Consider the following 15,897-nt stretch of genomic DNA (forward strand, 5'->3'; position numbering starts at 1 on the left):
GAACAGCGTCTGCTGCGGGCGCGAGGCGAAGATCATTTCCTGCATCAGCCGGCGCATCGCTTCGCCCGCGCGGCGGCGGCGCTCCTTGGCGCTGCCGGCCGCCGGCATGGCGATCTTCGTGGTCGGCAGCACGGTGATCGCGATGCGCGGAAACAGCGATTTCGGATAGCGCCCGGACACGCGCGAGAAATAGCTGCGCGAGGCGCCGTCCAGTCGCACCGGCAGCACGGTGGCACCGGTCTTTGCGGCGACGAAGGCGGGGCCGTCGTACACCTTCATCAGGCTGCCGGTCGTGGTGATGCGTCCTTCGGGGAAGATGACCACCGGGCGACCGGATTCGAGCAGGCGGATCACCTTTTTCATCGCCATCGGGCTGGTCGGATCGACCGCGAGGTAGTCGACCAGGGACAGCAGCAGCCGGAAGAAGGGATTGCGTGCGACACCGGTGTGCACGACGAACACCGGATCCATGGGCAGGAAAAGGCCGAGCAGCAGGCCGTCGAGGAAGGACTCGTGATTGGCGACCACCAGCAGGCGCTCCTGCCTTTCCGGCGGCGACGCCGGTGGCGTGATGCGGAACAGCAGTCGGCAGACGAAGGTGAGCAGGGGACGGACAAGGCGACGCAGCATGAACGCTCCGCGGGTTCAGAAAAGGAGTTCGGCCGGATGCGGATGGCCGAGGAAGTCGAGCGGACTGGCGCTGGCGCCATAGGCGCCCGAGCAATGAACGACCAGTAGGTCGCCCGGCTGCGCGCGCGGCAGCTCGATGTCGCGCGCCAGCACGTCGAAGGGCGCACACAACGGACCGGCGACGCTCACCCGTTCGATTTCGTTGGTCGGCGTCTGCGGATGCAGCGTCATCGGGAAGTTCGCCGGCTGTAACCGGTCCGGTTGCAGTGTCGCGTGCAGGTGCTGGTGTGCGCCGCCATCGACGATGAGCCAGGTACGACCACGCACCGTCTTGCGTTCGATCACGCTGCAGACGTAGATGCCGGCCGCCGCCACCAGGTAGCGGCCCGGTTCGAGCGCGAGCCGGGCCTGCGGGTGACGCGCCCGCAGCGACTCGTCCAGTGCGTGCAGATGCGCTGCGACCGGCGCGAAGTCGAGCGCTTGTTCGTCGTCGACGATGGCAACGCCGAAGCCGCCGCCCAGATTCAGCCAGGGCAGTGCAAGGTCGGCCGCGTCGGCAATCTGCATGGCTTCCGCAAAACAGCGGGCGTGCAGGGCGACGATCTCGGCCGCGTCCAGCATGCGCGAGGCGCAGTAATAGTGCAGGCCGCTGAATTCGAGACCGTGCCGGCGCACGGCTGCGATGGCGCTACCCAGTTGCGCACTGTCGATGCCGAAGAAGCTGTCGCCACTCATGCGCACGCGCGAGCCGGCGATCGCGAAGTCCGGATTGGCGCGCAGCGCGACGCGCGCCTGGCGTCCCTGCTGTGCGGCGATGCGCGCGATGCGTTCGATCTCACCGACCGATTCGGCGCAGATGCGCACGCCGGCCGTGATCGCCGCCGCCAGCTCGGTGTCACGCTTGCCCGGACCGGTGAAGCCGATGTGCGTCGCGGAAAAGCCGGCATCCAGCGCGCGCGCCAGTTCCCCGCCCGAACTGACGTCGGCGCCGTCGAGCCGCGTGCTGATGCACTGCAGCAACGCGGGCAAGGGATTGGCCTTCACCGCGTAGCACAGCTGCAAGGTGGCGGGCAGCGCGGCGCGCAAGGCGTCGATGCGAGCCAACACGGCGGCGCTGTCGATGGCATAGAACGGGGTGCGCCCGGCGCGCTGTGTCAGGTCCGACAGTCTGTCTGCCGCGACTCGGGGAGCGGACCTGCTCACCGGTGCGCGTCCAGGTAGTCGATGACGGTCTGCAGCCGCTGTATCAGCGAGTCCGCCATCAGCCGGAAGTGAATTTCGCGGCCCTGCCGGGTCCGTTCGAGCACACCGGCCTCGCACAGCAGTTTGAGATGGTGCGAAACGGTCGGCCGGCTCAGAGAGGAGGCGCGGGTCAGTTCGGTCACGTTGAGGCTTTCGCCCGGCTCGAAGGTCAGCAGGATGCGCTGCCGCTCCGGGTCGCCGAGCGCGGCGAACAGACGGGAGTAGTCCTGCCAGTCGGCAGGAATGGTCTGGGCGTAGTCGTTTCTCATGTCGAAAAACATCGACTATTTTCAGGCCGAGGTCAAGCGTCGCCCGCGAGCCGAGCGTGCGAAATGTTTTCTTTTTGCCGGATCCGATGCACACGCACTGTTCCGGGGCAAAATCCGGGAACTTCTTGACGGCGGCTGTAAGCGTATGTATCGTCAAGGGCTTTGCGCGCGAAGCTGTGCCGGTTCAGCTCGTCGCAGTGCGAACACTTGTGTCTTATAGAAGATTCGAGGTTCGCGGACTTTGGGTGGTACGGATGCGTGGAAGGCCTGCTGCATGTTGAAAGCGATCATGCTGCAGCTTTCGCTGGTGCTCGTGGTGACGGGCATCGCGCTGTTCGTCGGGGGCTGGATGGCTGGACTGTCCGCCCTGCTCGGTGGCCTGAGTTATGCGGCGCCGAGTCTCCTGTTCGCGATACGTCTCGGTCGTCTGGCGCGCCCAGGGGTGCAGGCCGCGGTGTCGTACCCGCTTGAATTCTTCCTCGGCGAGGCGATCAAGGTCGTCTCGACGATTGGGCTGCTGTTGCTGTGCCACTACCTCGTGCCCGGATTGTCGTGGGGCTGGTTCTTGGGGGGTCTGGGCGCGGCGCTGCAGGCAGGTTTTTTTGCTTTCTTGTTCAAACACTGACATGGCATCTGGAACCGAACTGGCGACTGAAGTGGCCCACGGCCCGACCCCCGGCGAGTACATCGCCCACCACCTGACCTTCCTGAACAACACCGGCGAGAAGCAGGTCGAGTTGATCAACTGGAATCTGGTCAATCTCGACACCGTCTTCTACTCGGTGCTGCTCGGCGTCCTCGCGCTGTTCGTGCTTTACCGCGCCGCGGCTAAGTCGACGTCCGGCGTACCGGGTCGCTTCCAGGCCGCCGTCGAAATCCTCGTCGAGATGGTCGCCGATCAGGCCAAGGGCCTGATCCACAGCGAAGAGTCGCGCCGCACCGTGGCACCGCTCGCCCTCATCGTCTTCGTCTGGATCTTCCTGATGAACGCGATGGACTTCCTGCCGCTCGATCTGCTGCCGCGCATCTGGGAAGGCATCTACGCATCCGCCGGTCATGATCCGCATCACGCCTACATGCGCGTCGTGCCGACCGCCGACATCAACGCCACCATGGGCATGTCGATCGCGGTGCTGCTGGTCTGCCTGTATTACAACGTGAAGATCAAGGGCGCCGGTGGCTGGGCGCACGAACTGATCTCGGCGCCCTTCGGCGACAAGCTCATTCTGGCGCCGTTCAACTTCGCGATGAACGTCATCGAATTCCTTGCCAAGACCGTGTCGCATGGCATGCGTCTGTTCGGCAACATGTTTGCCGGCGAACTGATCTTCATGCTGATCGCGCTGATGGGCGCTGCCTGGACGGGTGCCAACGCGCCGAGCTTCCTGCTCGCCTTCGGCCACATCGTTGCGGGTTTCGCATGGGCGGTGTTCCACATCCTCGTGGTCGCGCTCCAGGCATTCATCTTCATGATGCTGACGCTGGTGTACATCGGTCAGGCACACGAAGGTCACTGAGTTTGCAGTTGCAGTCCGGTTTGTTGTTTTCGTTTTTCTTTTAAATCTAAGGAGCTGTTATGGAACAAGTGTTCGGTCTCGTCGCCCTCGCCTGCGGTCTGATCATCGGTCTGGGTGCAATTGGTGCTTGTATCGGTATCGCGCTGATGGGCGGTAAGTACCTCGAAGCCTCGGCTCGCCAGCCGGAGCTGATGAACGCGCTGCAGGTCAAGATGTTCCTGCTGGCCGGCCTGATCGACGCCGCCTTCATTATCGGTACCGGTATCGCCCTCTGGTTCGCCACTTCGACCTTCCTGAAGTAAGAACGGCATCCGCCCCAACACCGATTTATTGAAGGGAAAGTTGCCGTGAATCTGAACGCAACGCTCATCATCCAGATCGTCGTGTTCCTGACCTTTGTGTGGTTCACGAAGAGCTTCGTGTGGCCGCCGATCGTCAAGGCTCTCGACGAACGCGCGAAGAAGATCGCTGACGGGCTGGCGGCTGCGGACAAGGCAAAGGCAGATCTGGCCAACGCGGAGAAGAAGTCGATCGAGGAACTGCGCGCAGCGCGTGAGTCCGCGGCCGAGCTCCGTTCGGGTGCAGAGAAGCAGGCGGCCAAGCTGGTCGAGGATGCGCGCGCGGAAGCGAATCGCATCATCGCGGCGGCCCGCGAAGCAGCGACCACCGAAGCTGCGGCTGCAGCGCAGAAGGCGAAAGATGCCCTGCGCGACCAGGTCGCCACGCTGGCGGTCGCGGGTGCGGAACGCATCCTGCGTCGCGAGATCAACGCCCAAGTCCACGCCGATCTGCTCACCAACCTGAAGCAGGAACTGAGCTGACACCATGGCAGAGAACGTCACCATCGCGCGACCCTACGCCGAAGCCGCGTTCCAGCTGGCCAAGGAAGGCAACTCGCTGGCAGCCTGGGCTGACGCCCTCGGCATGATGGCCGCTGCTGCCGCCGAGCCGCAGGTCAAGAAGCTGCTGGCCGATCCGACCCGCACCTCGACCGACCGTGGTTTCCTCTTCCTCACCGCAGTGCCCGGCGAACTTGCCGACGCGCATCGCAGCTTCGCACGCGTGCTGGCGCAGAACGGCCGTCTGGCCCTGCTGCCGGAAATCGCGCAGCTCTTCACCGAGCTGAAGAACGAGCACGAACGCAGCGCTGTCGCCTACATCAGTTCCGCCTTCCCGATGGACGACGCCACCGTGTCGCGCCTGCTGGCCGACCTCGAGCCGCGTTTCGGCCGTCGCCTGGAAGCCCGGGTCACGCTCGATCCCGAACTGATCGGCGGTGTGAAGGTTGCGGTCGGTGACGAAGTGATCGATGCCTCGGTCCGCGGCAAGCTTGCCGCCATGGCCACTGCGCTACAGAACTAGGAGTTTTTTGATGAACCTCAATCCGTCTGAAATCAGCGACCTGATCAAGAGCCGGATCCAGAACCTGCATCTGTCGTCGCAGGCGCGCACCGAGGGCACCGTGGTTTCGGTGACCGACGGCATCGTGCGCGTGCACGGCCTGGACGACGTCCAGCAGGGCGAAATGCTGGAATTCGAAGGCAACACGTTCGGTCTGGCGCTGAACCTCGAGCGCGACTCCGTCGGCGCCGTGGTGCTGGGTGATTACGAACACCTCTCCGAAGGCCAGACCGTCAAGTGCACGGGCCGCATTCTCGAAGTGCCGGTCGGCCCCGAGCTGATCGGTCGCGTCGTGAACTCGCTCGGCCAGCCGATCGACGGCAAGGGCCCGATCAACGCCAAGCTGACCGACAAGGTTGAAAAGGTCGCTCCGGGCGTGATCGCACGTCAGTCGGTTTCGCAGCCGGTGCAGACCGGCCTGAAGTCGATCGACTCGATGGTGCCGGTCGGCCGTGGCCAGCGCGAGCTGATCATCGGCGACCGCCAGACCGGCAAGACCGCGGTCGCTGTCGACGCCATCATCAACCAGAAGGGTCAGAACATGACCTGCATCTACGTTGCGGTGGGCCAGAAGGCCTCGACCATCGCCAACGTGGTGCGCAAGCTGGAAGAGTACGGCGCGATGGCCTACACCATCGTCGTCGCCGCCACCGCCTCCGACTCGGCCGCCATGCAGTTCCTGGCACCGTACGCCGGTTGCACGATGGGCGAATACTTCCGTGACCGCGGCGAAGACGCGCTGATCGTCTATGACGATCTGTCCAAGCAAGCCGTGGCCTACCGTCAGATTTCGCTGCTGCTGCGCCGTCCGCCGGGCCGCGAAGCCTACCCGGGCGACGTGTTTTACCTGCACAGCCGTCTGCTCGAGCGTGCCGCTCGCGTGAATCCCGACTACGTCGAGAAGTTCACCAACGGTGAAGTCAAGGGCAAGACCGGTTCGCTGACCGCGCTCCCGATCATCGAAACGCAGGCCGGCGACGTGTCCGCCTTCGTTCCGACCAACGTGATCTCGATTACCGACGGCCAGATCTTCCTGGAAACCGACCTGTTCAACGCAGGCATCCGCCCGGCTATCAACGCCGGTGTGTCGGTGTCCCGCGTCGGTGGTGCGGCCCAGACCAAGATCATCAAGAAGCTGGGCGGCGGTGTCCGTCTGGCGCTGGCCCAGTACCGTGAGCTGGCTGCGTTCGCGCAGTTCGCCTCCGACCTGGACGAAGCGACCCGCAAGCAGCTCGAGCGTGGCCGCCGCGTGACCGAACTGATGAAGCAGCCGCAGTACTCGCCGCTGTCGGTCGCCCAGATGGGTGTTTCGCTGTACGCCGCCAACAACGGCTACTTCGACGACGTCGAAGTGTCCCGCGTGCTCGCTTTTGAATCGGCCCTGCACCAGTTCCTGCAGCAGAAGTATTCCGATCTGATGAACAAGATCGAGTCCTCCAAGGACCTCGACGGTGAATCGGAAAAGACGCTCGCTGCCGCGGTGGCCGAGTTCAAGAAGAGCTGGGCGTAAGCGCGCGGACAGGAGATAACCATGGCCAGCGGAAAAGAGATCCGTTCCAAGATCAAGAGCGTGCAAAACACGAAGAAGATCACCAAGGCGATGGAGATGGTGGCTGCATCCAAGATGCGCAAGGCGCAGGACAGGATGCGGGCCGCCCGGCCCTACGCCGACACGATCCGCCGTCTTGCTGCCAACCTGTCTGCCGCCACGATCAGCGACTACAAGCACCCGTTCCTCGCGACCGTCGGTCAGATCAAGCGCGTCGGCATCATCGTCGTCACCACGGACAAGGGTCTGTGCGGCGGCATGAACACCAACGTGCTGCGTCTGGCGCTGAACACGATGAAGGAGTGGGAAGGCAAGGGCGCCACCGAAATCCGCGTTGCCGCCATCGGCAACAAGGGTCTGGGCTTCATGCAGCGCATGGGCGCCAAGGTGGTGTCGCAGGTGACGCAGCTGGGCGATACGCCGCATCTGGAAAAGCTGATCGGGCCCGTCAAGGTCATGATCGACGCCTTCCAGGCCGGTGAGCTCGACGCGGTCTATCTGTCCTTCACCCGCTTCATCAACACGATGAAGCAGGAGCCGGTGCTCGAGCAACTGCTGCCGCTCACGGGTGATCGTCTGGGCACGCCGGAAGGCACCTGGGATTACCTGTACGAGCCGGACCCGCAGGTGGTGATCGACGAGCTGCTCGTTCGTTACGTTGAAGCGCTGGTGTATCAGTCGGTCGCCGAAAACATGGCGTCCGAACAGAGCGCACGTATGGTGGCGATGAAGGCCGCGTCCGACAACGCAGGCAATGTCATCGGCGAACTGCAGCTGGTCTACAACAAGACCCGCCAGGCGGCGATTACCAAGGAACTGTCCGAGATCGTCGGCGGCGCCGCGGCAGTCTGATCGCGCAAACGAATTTTTGTATTGGGGATAGACGATGAATACCGGAAACATCGTTCAATGTATCGGCGCCGTGGTGGATATCCAGTTCCCGCGCGATTCGATACCGCACGTGTTTGAAGCACTGCAGCTCGACGAAGCCGAAGGTACGCACACGGCTGAAGCGGGTCTGACGTTCGAAGTCCAGCAGCAGCTGGGCGACGGCGTCGTGCGCACGATTGCGCTGGGTTCCAGCGACGGTCTGCGCCGCGGCATGAAGGTGAAGGGTACCGGCGCCGCGATCAGCGTGCCGGTCGGCACCGCCACGCTGGGTCGCATCATGGACGTGCTTGGCCGTCCGATCGACGAAGCGGGCGACATCGCCACCGAAGAACGTCGTGCCATTCACCAGAAGGCACCGAAGTTCGACGAACTGAGCCCGTCGGTTGACCTGCTGCCCACCGGCATCAAGGTGATCGACCTGATCTGCCCGTTCGCCAAGGGCGGCAAGATCGGTCTGTTCGGCGGTGCCGGTGTGGGCAAGACCGTGAACATGATGGAACTCATCAACAACATCGCGAAGAGCTACGGTGGTTACTCCGTGTTCGCCGGTGTGGGTGAGCGCACCCGTGAGGGCAACGACTTCTACCACGAGATGGAAGAGTCGAAGGTTCTCGACAAGGTGGCGATGGTGTTCGGCCAGATGAACGAGCCGCCGGGCAACCGTCTGCGCGTGGCGCTGACCGGCCTGACCATGGCCGAGAAGTTCCGCGACGAAGGCCGCGACATCCTGTTCTTCGTGGACAACATCTACCGCTACACGCTGGCCGGTACCGAAGTGTCCGCGCTGCTGGGCCGCATGCCGTCCGCCGTGGGCTACCAGCCGACGCTGGCCGACGAAATGGGCCGTCTGCAGGAGCGCATCACCTCGACCAAGGTCGGCTCGATCACGTCGATCCAGGCCGTGTATGTGCCTGCGGATGACTTGACCGACCCGTCGCCCGCCACGACCTTCCAGCACTTGGATGCAACCGTCGTGCTGTCGCGTGACATCGCTTCGCTGGGCATCTACCCGGCGGTCGATCCGCTCGACTCGACCTCGCGTCAGCTGGATCCGCTGATCGTCGGCGAAGAGCACTACGCGGTCGCCCGCAAGGTGCAATCGACGCTGCAGCGCTACAAGGAACTGCGCGACATCATCGCGATTCTGGGCATGGACGAACTGTCGCCGGAAGACAAACTGGCCGTGGCTCGCGCCCGCAAGATCCAGCGTTTCCTGTCGCAGCCGTTCAACGTGGCTGAAGTCTTCACCGGCTCGCCGGGCAAGATCGTTCCGCTGGCGGACACGATCAAGGGCTTCAACATGATCGTCAATGGCGAATGTGACCACCTGCCGGAACAGGCCTTCTACATGGTCGGCGGCATCGAGGAAGCGTTCGAAAAGGCGAAGACGCTGCAGTGACGCGGCAAGCGTGAGCCGTGACGGACTTCGGTCCGGCGCGGCTTGCGGGCAGCATTCACGGAGTAATCATGGCTATGACCGTACATGTCGACGTTGTCAGCGCGGAAGAGAAAATCTTCTCCGGGCTCGCAGAATTCGTCGCGCTGCCGGGCGAGAGCGGCGAGCTGGGCATCCTGCCCGGCCACACTCCGCTGATCACCCGCATCCGTCCGGGCGAAGTCCGCATCAAGGTGCCGAATCAGGCTGCCGACGAGCTGATCTTCGTGGCCGGCGGCCTGCTGGAAGTGCAACCGGGTCTGGTGACCGTGCTGGCGGATACCGCCATCCGTGGTACCGACCTGGATGAAGCGAAGGCGAACGAAGCCAAGCGTCTGGCCGAAGAAGCACTGGCCAACCGTCAGGCCGGTGTCGACTACGCTGCGGCGCAGGCGGAACTGGCTTCGGCCATCGCCCAGCTGGCGGCAATCCAGAAGCTGCGCAAGCGTCACTGAGCGCGGTTTCGAGCAGGTCCGGAAAGGCACGCCTCGGCGTGCCTTTTTGTTTTTGGCGCGCCCGGCGCAGAATCCGCCCATGCACCGGGAATCCTGCGATCTGCTCATCGTCGGGGCCGGCATCAACGGCGCCGGCATCGCACGCGACGCCGCACTGCGCGGTCTGGACGTCATCGTCTGTGAGCGCGGCGACATCGCCGGCGCCACCTCGTCAGCCTCCACCAAGCTCATCCATGGCGGACTGCGCTACCTCGAGCAGGGTGCCTTCGGCCTGGTCAGGGAATCCCTGCAGGAGCGCGAGACGCTGGCGCGCATTGCGGCCCACCTTGTGCGTCCGCAGCGCTTCGTCGTGCCGCACACGGGCGAACGGCCGGCCTGGATGCTGGCCGCCGGACTGCTGCTGTATGACCTGCTGGCCGGGCGCAGCACACTGCCGCGATCGCGACGCCTGCGTGCCGACTTTCCCTCGTTGCAGCACATGCAGCCGCCAGTGAGCGCAGCACACGCCTATTACGACCTGTGGGTGGACGACGCGCGTCTGACGTTATGCACCTTGCTCGACGCGCAGGCGCACGGCGCACGCGTGCTGCCGCAGAGCGCACTGAGCACGGTGACGGCCGAAGGCGCGCACTGGCGCTGCACGGTGGGACAGACGACGGTGCTCGCGCGCTGCGTCGTCAATGTCGCCGGGCCGTGGATGAACGCGGTCGAGGCGCTGCGCGGTGTTGCGGCGGCACCGGTGCGGCTGGTGCAGGGCACGCACATCGTCGTACCGCGCCTGCACGCTGGCGACGACGCCTGGCTGCTGCAACAGCCGGACCGCCGCGTCGTGTTTGTCATCCCGTTCGCCGGCGACTTCCATCTGGTGGGCACCACCGAAACCGATCTGCCGTCACCCGAGGCGCTGAGCGCCACGGCGGCGGAGCGGCGCTACCTGCTCGACGCGCTGCGGCGTGCCTTTGGGGGCGCTCCAGTCGAGAACGATATTCGCTGGGAATTCAGCGGCATGCGACCGCTGATCGACGGCGGAGGCAGCGCGCGCACGGCCAGCCGCGAATACCGGATGAGGATGGAAGGCGAGCGCGGCGGCCGCGGCTGGATGTCGATACAGGGCGGCAAGCTCACCACGCATCGAAGCCTCGCTGAACGGGCGGTCGATCGACTGGCCGCGTTCCTCGGATCGAACGCACGCTGCGTGACCGCCGACCGCCTGCTGCCGGGCGCCGAGGCCGCCGGCCCGACACAGCGTTCCGAACTCGCGCGCACGCTGGCGCAGCGCCATCCCGCACTGTCGTCAGGATGGATCGCCACACTGGTCGGACGTCACGGCAGCGAGACGTCGCCGCTGCTTGAACAGGCGGCGCGTGCAGGCGGACCCGGACGCGACTTCGGGGGCGGGCTGTTCGAGGCGGAAGCGCGCTGGTGCGCACAGTACGAGTGGGCGTACAACGCCGACGACGTGCTGTGGCGGCGGACGAAATGCGGGGTCGGGATGAGTGCTGCGCAGCGCGACACCTTCGCGCGCTGGTGGGTGGATCAGCGTATCGGCTGAGCTTTGCGTTCGAGCAGTTCGAGGCGCTTCTGCAGACGTGCCAGGTCGTCGCGCAGCGTATCGACTTCGTCGGCAAAGGCGGCTGTTGCGGCCGGACGCACCAGCAACTGCGCTTCGTCCGCCGCATATTCGCTGGCCGACGCGGCGAGCCGCGCGCCGAGGTCGCGGCCGCCGGCCCATGCCGCACGCGCACCGCCCACCACACGTTCGGCGGCCGCGTCACCGATCAGCCGGCTCAGGTCTTCCGCCGCGTCCCAGCGCAGGCCGCGCAGCACCTGACCGAGGGTTTCGGCCAGCGCCGCGTCGCCTTCGATGCGCGCATCGCGCAATACGGCGTCGCCTTCGTGTAGCAGCCGGAGTGCGGCATCCGCCGGCAGTCGCAGGGTGACCGCCAGCGGCTCATCGGAGGCCGCAGCCAGCCGGCCGTCTTCGCCAACCCTGAAGGCGACGCCGAGCGCGCCCAGTTCGAGCCTTGCCTGCGCGCCCGCATGCCGGGCCAGCCGGGCGTGCGCGCCCGGCGCCTGATCGAGCAGGTGGTTCAGTACCGGGAGCGCGGCCGTCGCGAGCATGATTTACTGCAGTTGCTGGATACCGGCGATCACCCAGCCGCGGCTGCCGGACACCGGCTTGGCCAGATGCCACACTTCGTCGAACGGTGCTGGCGCTGCGCTGACTTCCTCGCGCAGCAGGCCGCTGAAACGGACGCTGGCGATGTACTGATCGTTCTCGGTGGCCAGGTCGAGCAGCGCGGCGTCGAGCTGCACGATGTCGATGTGCTGGGTTTCGCCACCACGCTCCTGCAGCTGCATGCGGATTTCGGCGAACACCTCGGGCGAGGTGAACTGACGGATGTCCTCGACGTCACCCTTGTCGTTCGCCGCCTGCAGGCGCACGAAATTCAGCTTGGCCTGACGAAGGAAGCCGTCGACGTCGAAATCCCCCGGAATGTTGCCTGCACCGGCTGCGGCGGCCGGCGCCGAGGCGGCGACCGGGGCCGCCGCTTCGAAGCGCTGCGGGGCGGCGCCCGGGCCTGCGGTCGCGCCGGCGTACTGCATGCCCTGCTGCGGCGGCGGCGCGCTGCGGCGTGCGGCGAACATGCGCCAGACGAAGAGGGCGACCATGACCAGCAGCGCGATCATCATGAAGGACGCCATTTCCTCGCCGAAACCGAGGTGGGACGCCAGTGCGGCCAGGCCGATGCCGGCCGCCAGACCAGCCAGCGGGCCCATCCACGAGCGCTTGGCCGGCTGCGCGGCAGCGGGTACGGCGGGCTGCGCCTGGCGCTGGGCAGTGGTGGCGTTCTGCGTCGGCGAGGTCGGCGTGGCGTCACGCTGCATCGTGGTCGAATCACGCTGCGAACCGAAGGACTTGCCGCCACCCATGCGCTTGGCGGCTTCGGCGTCATGCATGGCGCCGCCGAGGCCGACGACGGCCACGCACAGCGCGCACAGGAAATTCTTCATCGATATGTCTCCATCAAAGGTGGGGCGAAAACGCGAGAGCGAAACTTAGCACACGAATTGACCGCAAAATGCGCGGATCGTTCGCCTCTCCACCCGGATTTCAGAGCTTGAAGCCGCGATGCAGCGCCACCACGCCCGCGCTCATGTTGAAGTACTCGACGCGGCCCAGGCCGACCTCGCGCATCATGCCGGCCAGCGTTTCCTGGTCCGGGTGCATGCGGATCGATTCGGCGAGATAGCGGTAGCTCGCCTCGTCGTTGGCGACGCGCTTGCCCAGCCAGGGCAGCACCTTGAACGAATACAGGTCGTAGGCCTTTTCGAGCGGCTTGGCGACGCGCGAGAACTCGAGCACCAGCGCGCGGCCGCCCGGTTTCAGCACGCGGCGGAACTCGGCCAGCGCGCGGTCCTTGTGCGTCATGTTGCGCAGGCCGAAGGCGACCGTGACGCAGTCGAAATGGTTGTCCGGGAAGGGCAGCTTCTCGGCGTCGCACAGCAGGCTGGGCAGCACGAAGCCGGCGTCGCGCAGGCGGTCGCGGCCTTCGCGCAGCATGTCCGGATTGATGTCGGTGTGCCACACCTCGCCGCTGGCGCCGGCGCGCTTCGCGTGTGCGAGCGTCAGATCGCCGGTGCCGGCGGCGACGTCGAGTACGCGCTGGCCCGGGCGCACGCCGGCCATTTCGATCGCGAAGGCTTTCCAGGCGCGGTGCAGGCCGGCCGACATCAGGTCGTTCATGATGTCGTAACGGCGCGCGACCGACGAGAACACGCTCGCCACACGGCGGGCCTTGGCCGCTTCGGGTACGCGCTCGAAGCCGAAATCGGTGGAGTTGTCGCTCATTGCAGGCTCAATGGTGGTGACCGCAACCGCCGCTGCCGCAGCCGCCCTTGGCGGCCGGCGGCGGCACCAGCGCCGGATCGCGGCTGGCACCGGCGGCGTCCAGGCGCGCGAGATAGTCGGCCCACAGCGCTTCCTGGTTCTCGCCCAGCAGATAGAGGTAGTCCCACGAGTAGATGCCGCTGTCGTGGCCGTCCGAAAACACCGGCTTGATCGCGTAGGCGCCGACCGGTTCGACGCGCGTGATGTCGACGTCGCGCTTGCCGATCTGCAGCGTTTCCTGTCCCGGCCCGTGGCCGCGCACTTCGGCCGACGGCGAGCACACGCGCAGGAACTCGAAACTGAAGCTGAAGCTGCGGCCGTTGTCGAAGCTGACGTCCATCATCTTCGACTTCTGCTGCACCTTGATTTCGGTGGGGATGGGGGTGTCCTTGTCCAGTCCTGCCATGATGTTCCGTGTCCGCTGCAAAGAGTCGGGAATGATACCCCGCGCCCGTCGTGATGGCCCTGCGGACCGACCGGAGGCGCTGTCACTAAACCGTCACCATACTGAAATAGACTGCGTCGCGTTCCCGTCATCCCACGCTCGCATACCGTCATGGCCCGCATACTCGTCGTCGAGGACGAACCGTCCATCCAGGAACTGATCAGCGTCACGCTCACCCGCACCGGCCACGATCCGCTGCGCGCGCCGGACGCCGAAACCGCGCTGCGCCTGCTACAGGCCGAACTGCCCGATCTGGTGCTGCTCGACTGGATGCTGCCCGGCCAGAGTGGTATCGATCTGGCGCGCCGGCTGCGCGCCGACGAGCGCACGCGTGGCGTGCCCATCATCATGCTGACGGCACGCGGCGACGAACAGTCCAAGGTGACCGGTCTGGAAACCGGCGCCGACGACTACGTCACCAAGCCCTTCTCGCCGCGCGAACTGGCGGCCCGCATCAAGGCCGTGCTGCGCAGGCAGAAGCCGCAGGCGACCGAAGACCCGGTCGAGATCGACGGTCTGCGCCTCGATCCGGCCACGCATCGCGTCACTGCCCGCGGCCAGGCCGTGGTACTCGGCCCGACCGAGTTCCGCCTGCTGCACTTCTTCATGACCCACGCCGAGCGCGTGCATTCGCGTGCGCAGCTGCTCGACAGCGTGTGGGGCGACCACGTGTTCGTCGAGGAGCGCACGGTGGATGTGCACATCCGCCGCCTGCGCGGCGCGCTGGAAGCGAGCGGACACGACGCGCTGATCCAGACCGTGCGCGGCAGCGGCTATCGCCTGTCCTGCCAGAAGGAGTGAGCCGTTTTGCGCGTGAGCGCCCATAATCCGGCGCCGTGATCACCCGCTGCGTACTCCATGCGTGAATTCTGGTTCCGCGCCGCCCTGCGCGTCGCGCTCATCCTCGTCTGCGTGCTGATCGGCCTGGCGGCCGACGCGCTGGCACCGGCGCTGGCGCTGGCCTGCGCGCTGCTGCTCGCGGGCAGCCTGCGCGACCAGTACGAGATCGGCCGCTTCGACCGCTGGCTCAACTCGACCAGCGACGCCGAACTGCCGGACGGTGCGGGCCAGTGGGAATTCCTGTTTGCCAAGCTGGCGCGGCGCGAGCGCAACGCCCGCCAGCAGCGCGAGGACCTGCGTAGCCGGCTGGAGCGCATGCGCGAAGCCAGCCGCGCGATGCCCGACGGCACGCTCATCATGTCGCGCGACGAACTGATCGAGTGGCTGAATCCGATGGCCGAGGAACATCTCGGGCTGGACGGCCGGCGCGACATCGCGATGCCCATCCTGAACCTCGTGCGCCAGCCCGAGTTCGCCGAGTACCTGCAATCCGGCGACTACGGCGAGCCGCTGTCCATGCCCTCGCCGCGTCAGCCCGGCCGCACGCTGCAGCTGCGGGTGGTGGCTTTCGGCGACGACCAGAAGCTGCTGCTGACGCGCGACATCACCCAGCTCGAAAAGCTCGAAACGATGCGGCGCGACTTCGTCGCCAACGTGTCGCACGAAATGAAGACGCCGCTGACGGTGATTCACGGCTTCCTCGAAACGCTGGAGGACGCGCTGCCCGAACTGCCGCAGGAGCAGGCGCTGTCCTTCATCCGCATGGCGCAGCAGCAGTCGGTGCGCCTGCAGCGCCTGGTCGATGACCTGCTGACGCTGTCGGCGCTGGAGACCGACACGCCGACACCGGAAGAGCCGGTGGACATGCGCAACCTGCTGGACATCGTGTTGGTCGAGACGCGGGCGCTGTCGTCCGGCCGGCACACGGTGACGCTGGACGTCGACGCGGCGCCCGGTGCGCTGCTCGGCTGCGCACGCGACCTGCGCAGCGCGCTTGGCAACCTCGCCAGCAACGCGGTGCGCTACACGCCGGACGGCGGCAGCGTGAAGCTCGCCTGGCGCGTGGTCGATGGTTGCGGGGAGTATTCGGTGACCGACAACGGCATCGGCATCGACGCCCAGCACATTCCGCGACTGACCGAACGCTTCTACCGCGTCGACCGCGGCCGCTCGCGCGAGACCGGCGGCACCGGCCTCGGCCTGGCCATCGTCAAGCACGTGCTCGAACGGCATCAGGCGACGCTGCAGATCGACAGCCAGCCGGGTCAGGGCAGCCGCTTCACCGTCCGCTTTCCCGCTCGCCGCACGCTGCCCGCACTCTGAACGGCGTC

Annotated in this window: 19 protein-coding genes; 12 read left to right on the top strand and 7 right to left on the bottom strand. The window is 65.9% G+C overall.

Features of this window, described 5'->3' with window-relative positions:
* From IV112_RS01445 to IV112_RS01455, 3 genes are all read right to left on the bottom strand, one after another.
* Positions 1-630 (bottom strand): 1-acyl-sn-glycerol-3-phosphate acyltransferase (locus IV112_RS01445; protein ID WP_304000642.1); only part of this gene is annotated, 630 nt, incomplete at its 3' end.
* 15 nt (positions 631-645) lie between these two features.
* Positions 646-1,833, bottom strand: coding sequence for an alanine racemase (locus IV112_RS01450; protein ID WP_304000644.1), 1,188 nt, complete (start codon positions 1,831-1,833; stop codon positions 646-648).
* The gene (locus IV112_RS01455) at positions 1,830-2,141 is read right to left on the bottom strand and encodes an ArsR/SmtB family transcription factor (RefSeq protein WP_304000646.1); all 312 of its coding nucleotides are present in this window, start codon (positions 2,139-2,141) and stop codon (positions 1,830-1,832) included. The genes IV112_RS01450 and IV112_RS01455 overlap by 4 nt, the downstream gene beginning before the upstream one ends.
* Before the next feature lie 274 nt (positions 2,142-2,415).
* On the opposite strand from IV112_RS01455, the gene IV112_RS01460 reads away from it, so the two are divergent.
* The 10 genes from IV112_RS01460 (at position 2,416) to glpD (ending at position 10,941) form a co-directional block, all read left to right on the top strand.
* Complete coding sequence (locus IV112_RS01460) at positions 2,416-2,766, top strand: ATP synthase subunit I (RefSeq protein ID WP_304000648.1); 351 nt, start codon at positions 2,416-2,418, stop codon at positions 2,764-2,766.
* Between the two features lies 1 nt (position 2,767).
* Positions 2,768-3,658 (top strand): F0F1 ATP synthase subunit A, encoded by an 891-nt coding sequence (gene atpB, locus IV112_RS01465; RefSeq protein WP_019916199.1) that lies wholly within the window; start codon positions 2,768-2,770, stop codon positions 3,656-3,658.
* 59 nt (positions 3,659-3,717) lie between these two features.
* The gene (gene atpE / locus IV112_RS01470; RefSeq protein ID WP_008063733.1) at positions 3,718-3,960 is read left to right on the top strand and encodes a F0F1 ATP synthase subunit C; all 243 of its coding nucleotides are present in this window, start codon (positions 3,718-3,720) and stop codon (positions 3,958-3,960) included.
* A gap of 45 nt (positions 3,961-4,005) precedes the next feature.
* On the top strand, positions 4,006-4,479 hold the full coding sequence (locus tag IV112_RS01475; protein ID WP_296813549.1) for a F0F1 ATP synthase subunit B: 474 nt from the start codon (positions 4,006-4,008) through the stop codon (positions 4,477-4,479).
* Between the two features lie 4 nt (positions 4,480-4,483).
* On the top strand, positions 4,484-5,020 hold the full coding sequence (locus IV112_RS01480) for a F0F1 ATP synthase subunit delta (protein ID WP_296813551.1): 537 nt from the start codon (positions 4,484-4,486) through the stop codon (positions 5,018-5,020).
* Between the two features lie 10 nt (positions 5,021-5,030).
* On the top strand, positions 5,031-6,569 hold the full coding sequence (gene atpA, locus IV112_RS01485; RefSeq protein WP_296813553.1) for a F0F1 ATP synthase subunit alpha: 1,539 nt from the start codon (positions 5,031-5,033) through the stop codon (positions 6,567-6,569).
* Between the two features lie 21 nt (positions 6,570-6,590).
* Positions 6,591-7,460 (top strand): F0F1 ATP synthase subunit gamma, encoded by an 870-nt coding sequence (atpG, locus tag IV112_RS01490; protein ID WP_008063739.1) that lies wholly within the window; start codon positions 6,591-6,593, stop codon positions 7,458-7,460.
* Between the two features lie 34 nt (positions 7,461-7,494).
* Positions 7,495-8,898: a F0F1 ATP synthase subunit beta gene (gene atpD / locus IV112_RS01495; protein WP_304000652.1), complete on the top strand. Its 1,404-nt coding sequence runs from the start codon at positions 7,495-7,497 to the stop codon at positions 8,896-8,898.
* Between the two features lie 68 nt (positions 8,899-8,966).
* Positions 8,967-9,389 carry a F0F1 ATP synthase subunit epsilon gene (locus IV112_RS01500; protein WP_029143885.1) on the top strand — a complete coding sequence of 141 codons (423 nt, stop codon included), beginning with the start codon at positions 8,967-8,969 and terminating at the stop codon, positions 9,387-9,389.
* Positions 9,390-9,468: 79 nt separating this feature from the next.
* Positions 9,469-10,941 carry a glycerol-3-phosphate dehydrogenase gene (gene glpD, locus IV112_RS01505; RefSeq protein WP_304000655.1) on the top strand — a complete coding sequence of 491 codons (1,473 nt, stop codon included), beginning with the start codon at positions 9,469-9,471 and terminating at the stop codon, positions 10,939-10,941.
* On the opposite strand, the gene IV112_RS01510 is transcribed toward glpD, so the two are convergent.
* From IV112_RS01510 to IV112_RS01525, 4 genes are all read right to left on the bottom strand, one after another.
* Positions 10,926-11,510, bottom strand: a complete 585-nt coding sequence (locus tag IV112_RS01510) for a ubiquinone biosynthesis accessory factor UbiJ (RefSeq protein WP_304000656.1) — start codon at positions 11,508-11,510, stop codon at positions 10,926-10,928. The two genes, glpD and IV112_RS01510, sit on opposite strands and share 16 nt — an antisense overlap.
* A gap of 3 nt (positions 11,511-11,513) precedes the next feature.
* Positions 11,514-12,404, bottom strand: coding sequence for a Tim44 domain-containing protein (locus tag IV112_RS01515; RefSeq protein WP_304000658.1), 891 nt, complete (start codon positions 12,402-12,404; stop codon positions 11,514-11,516).
* A gap of 100 nt (positions 12,405-12,504) precedes the next feature.
* Positions 12,505-13,242 carry a bifunctional demethylmenaquinone methyltransferase/2-methoxy-6-polyprenyl-1,4-benzoquinol methylase UbiE gene (gene ubiE / locus IV112_RS01520; RefSeq protein WP_019916209.1) on the bottom strand — a complete coding sequence of 246 codons (738 nt, stop codon included), beginning with the start codon at positions 13,240-13,242 and terminating at the stop codon, positions 12,505-12,507.
* A 7-nt stretch (positions 13,243-13,249) separates the two neighbouring features.
* Positions 13,250-13,687: a DUF971 domain-containing protein gene (locus IV112_RS01525; RefSeq protein ID WP_304000660.1), complete on the bottom strand. Its 438-nt coding sequence runs from the start codon at positions 13,685-13,687 to the stop codon at positions 13,250-13,252.
* Positions 13,688-13,837: 150 nt separating this feature from the next.
* Between IV112_RS01525 and phoB the strand changes: the two genes are divergently transcribed.
* On the top strand, positions 13,838-14,527 hold the full coding sequence (gene phoB / locus IV112_RS01530; RefSeq protein WP_019916212.1) for a phosphate regulon transcriptional regulator PhoB: 690 nt from the start codon (positions 13,838-13,840) through the stop codon (positions 14,525-14,527).
* Positions 14,528-14,584: 57 nt separating this feature from the next.
* The gene (gene phoR / locus IV112_RS01535; RefSeq protein WP_296813564.1) at positions 14,585-15,889 is read left to right on the top strand and encodes a phosphate regulon sensor histidine kinase PhoR; all 1,305 of its coding nucleotides are present in this window, start codon (positions 14,585-14,587) and stop codon (positions 15,887-15,889) included.
* Positions 15,890-15,897 lie beyond the last annotated feature (8 nt).

This window comes from Methyloversatilis discipulorum (genome assembly GCF_018780585.1).
In the GTDB taxonomy this organism is placed as follows: Bacteria; Pseudomonadota; Gammaproteobacteria; order Burkholderiales; family Rhodocyclaceae; genus Methyloversatilis; species Methyloversatilis discipulorum_B.

What these genes read in the sequence shown, in the direction of transcription:
- IV112_RS01455 (WP_304000646.1), bottom strand. Translation starts at nt 2,141, where the DNA reads ATGAGAAACGACTACGCCCAGACCATTCCTGCCGACTGGCAGGACTAC.
- IV112_RS01460 (WP_304000648.1), top strand. Translation starts at nt 2,416, where the DNA reads ATGTTGAAAGCGATCATGCTGCAGCTTTCGCTGGTGCTCGTGGTGACG.
- atpB (WP_019916199.1), top strand. Translation starts at nt 2,768, where the DNA reads ATGGCATCTGGAACCGAACTGGCGACTGAAGTGGCCCACGGCCCGACC.
- atpE (WP_008063733.1), top strand. Translation starts at nt 3,718, where the DNA reads ATGGAACAAGTGTTCGGTCTCGTCGCCCTCGCCTGCGGTCTGATCATC.
- IV112_RS01480 (WP_296813551.1), top strand. Translation starts at nt 4,484, where the DNA reads ATGGCAGAGAACGTCACCATCGCGCGACCCTACGCCGAAGCCGCGTTC.
- atpA (WP_296813553.1), top strand. Translation starts at nt 5,031, where the DNA reads ATGAACCTCAATCCGTCTGAAATCAGCGACCTGATCAAGAGCCGGATC.
- atpG (WP_008063739.1), top strand. Translation starts at nt 6,591, where the DNA reads ATGGCCAGCGGAAAAGAGATCCGTTCCAAGATCAAGAGCGTGCAAAAC.
- atpD (WP_304000652.1), top strand. Translation starts at nt 7,495, where the DNA reads ATGAATACCGGAAACATCGTTCAATGTATCGGCGCCGTGGTGGATATC.
- IV112_RS01500 (WP_029143885.1), top strand. Translation starts at nt 8,967, where the DNA reads ATGGCTATGACCGTACATGTCGACGTTGTCAGCGCGGAAGAGAAAATC.
- glpD (WP_304000655.1), top strand. Translation starts at nt 9,469, where the DNA reads ATGCACCGGGAATCCTGCGATCTGCTCATCGTCGGGGCCGGCATCAAC.
- IV112_RS01510 (WP_304000656.1), bottom strand. Translation starts at nt 11,510, where the DNA reads ATGCTCGCGACGGCCGCGCTCCCGGTACTGAACCACCTGCTCGATCAG.
- IV112_RS01515 (WP_304000658.1), bottom strand. Translation starts at nt 12,404, where the DNA reads ATGAAGAATTTCCTGTGCGCGCTGTGCGTGGCCGTCGTCGGCCTCGGC.
- ubiE (WP_019916209.1), bottom strand. Translation starts at nt 13,242, where the DNA reads ATGAGCGACAACTCCACCGATTTCGGCTTCGAGCGCGTACCCGAAGCG.
- IV112_RS01525 (WP_304000660.1), bottom strand. Translation starts at nt 13,687, where the DNA reads ATGGCAGGACTGGACAAGGACACCCCCATCCCCACCGAAATCAAGGTG.
- phoB (WP_019916212.1), top strand. Translation starts at nt 13,838, where the DNA reads ATGGCCCGCATACTCGTCGTCGAGGACGAACCGTCCATCCAGGAACTG.
- phoR (WP_296813564.1), top strand. Translation starts at nt 14,585, where the DNA reads ATGCGTGAATTCTGGTTCCGCGCCGCCCTGCGCGTCGCGCTCATCCTC.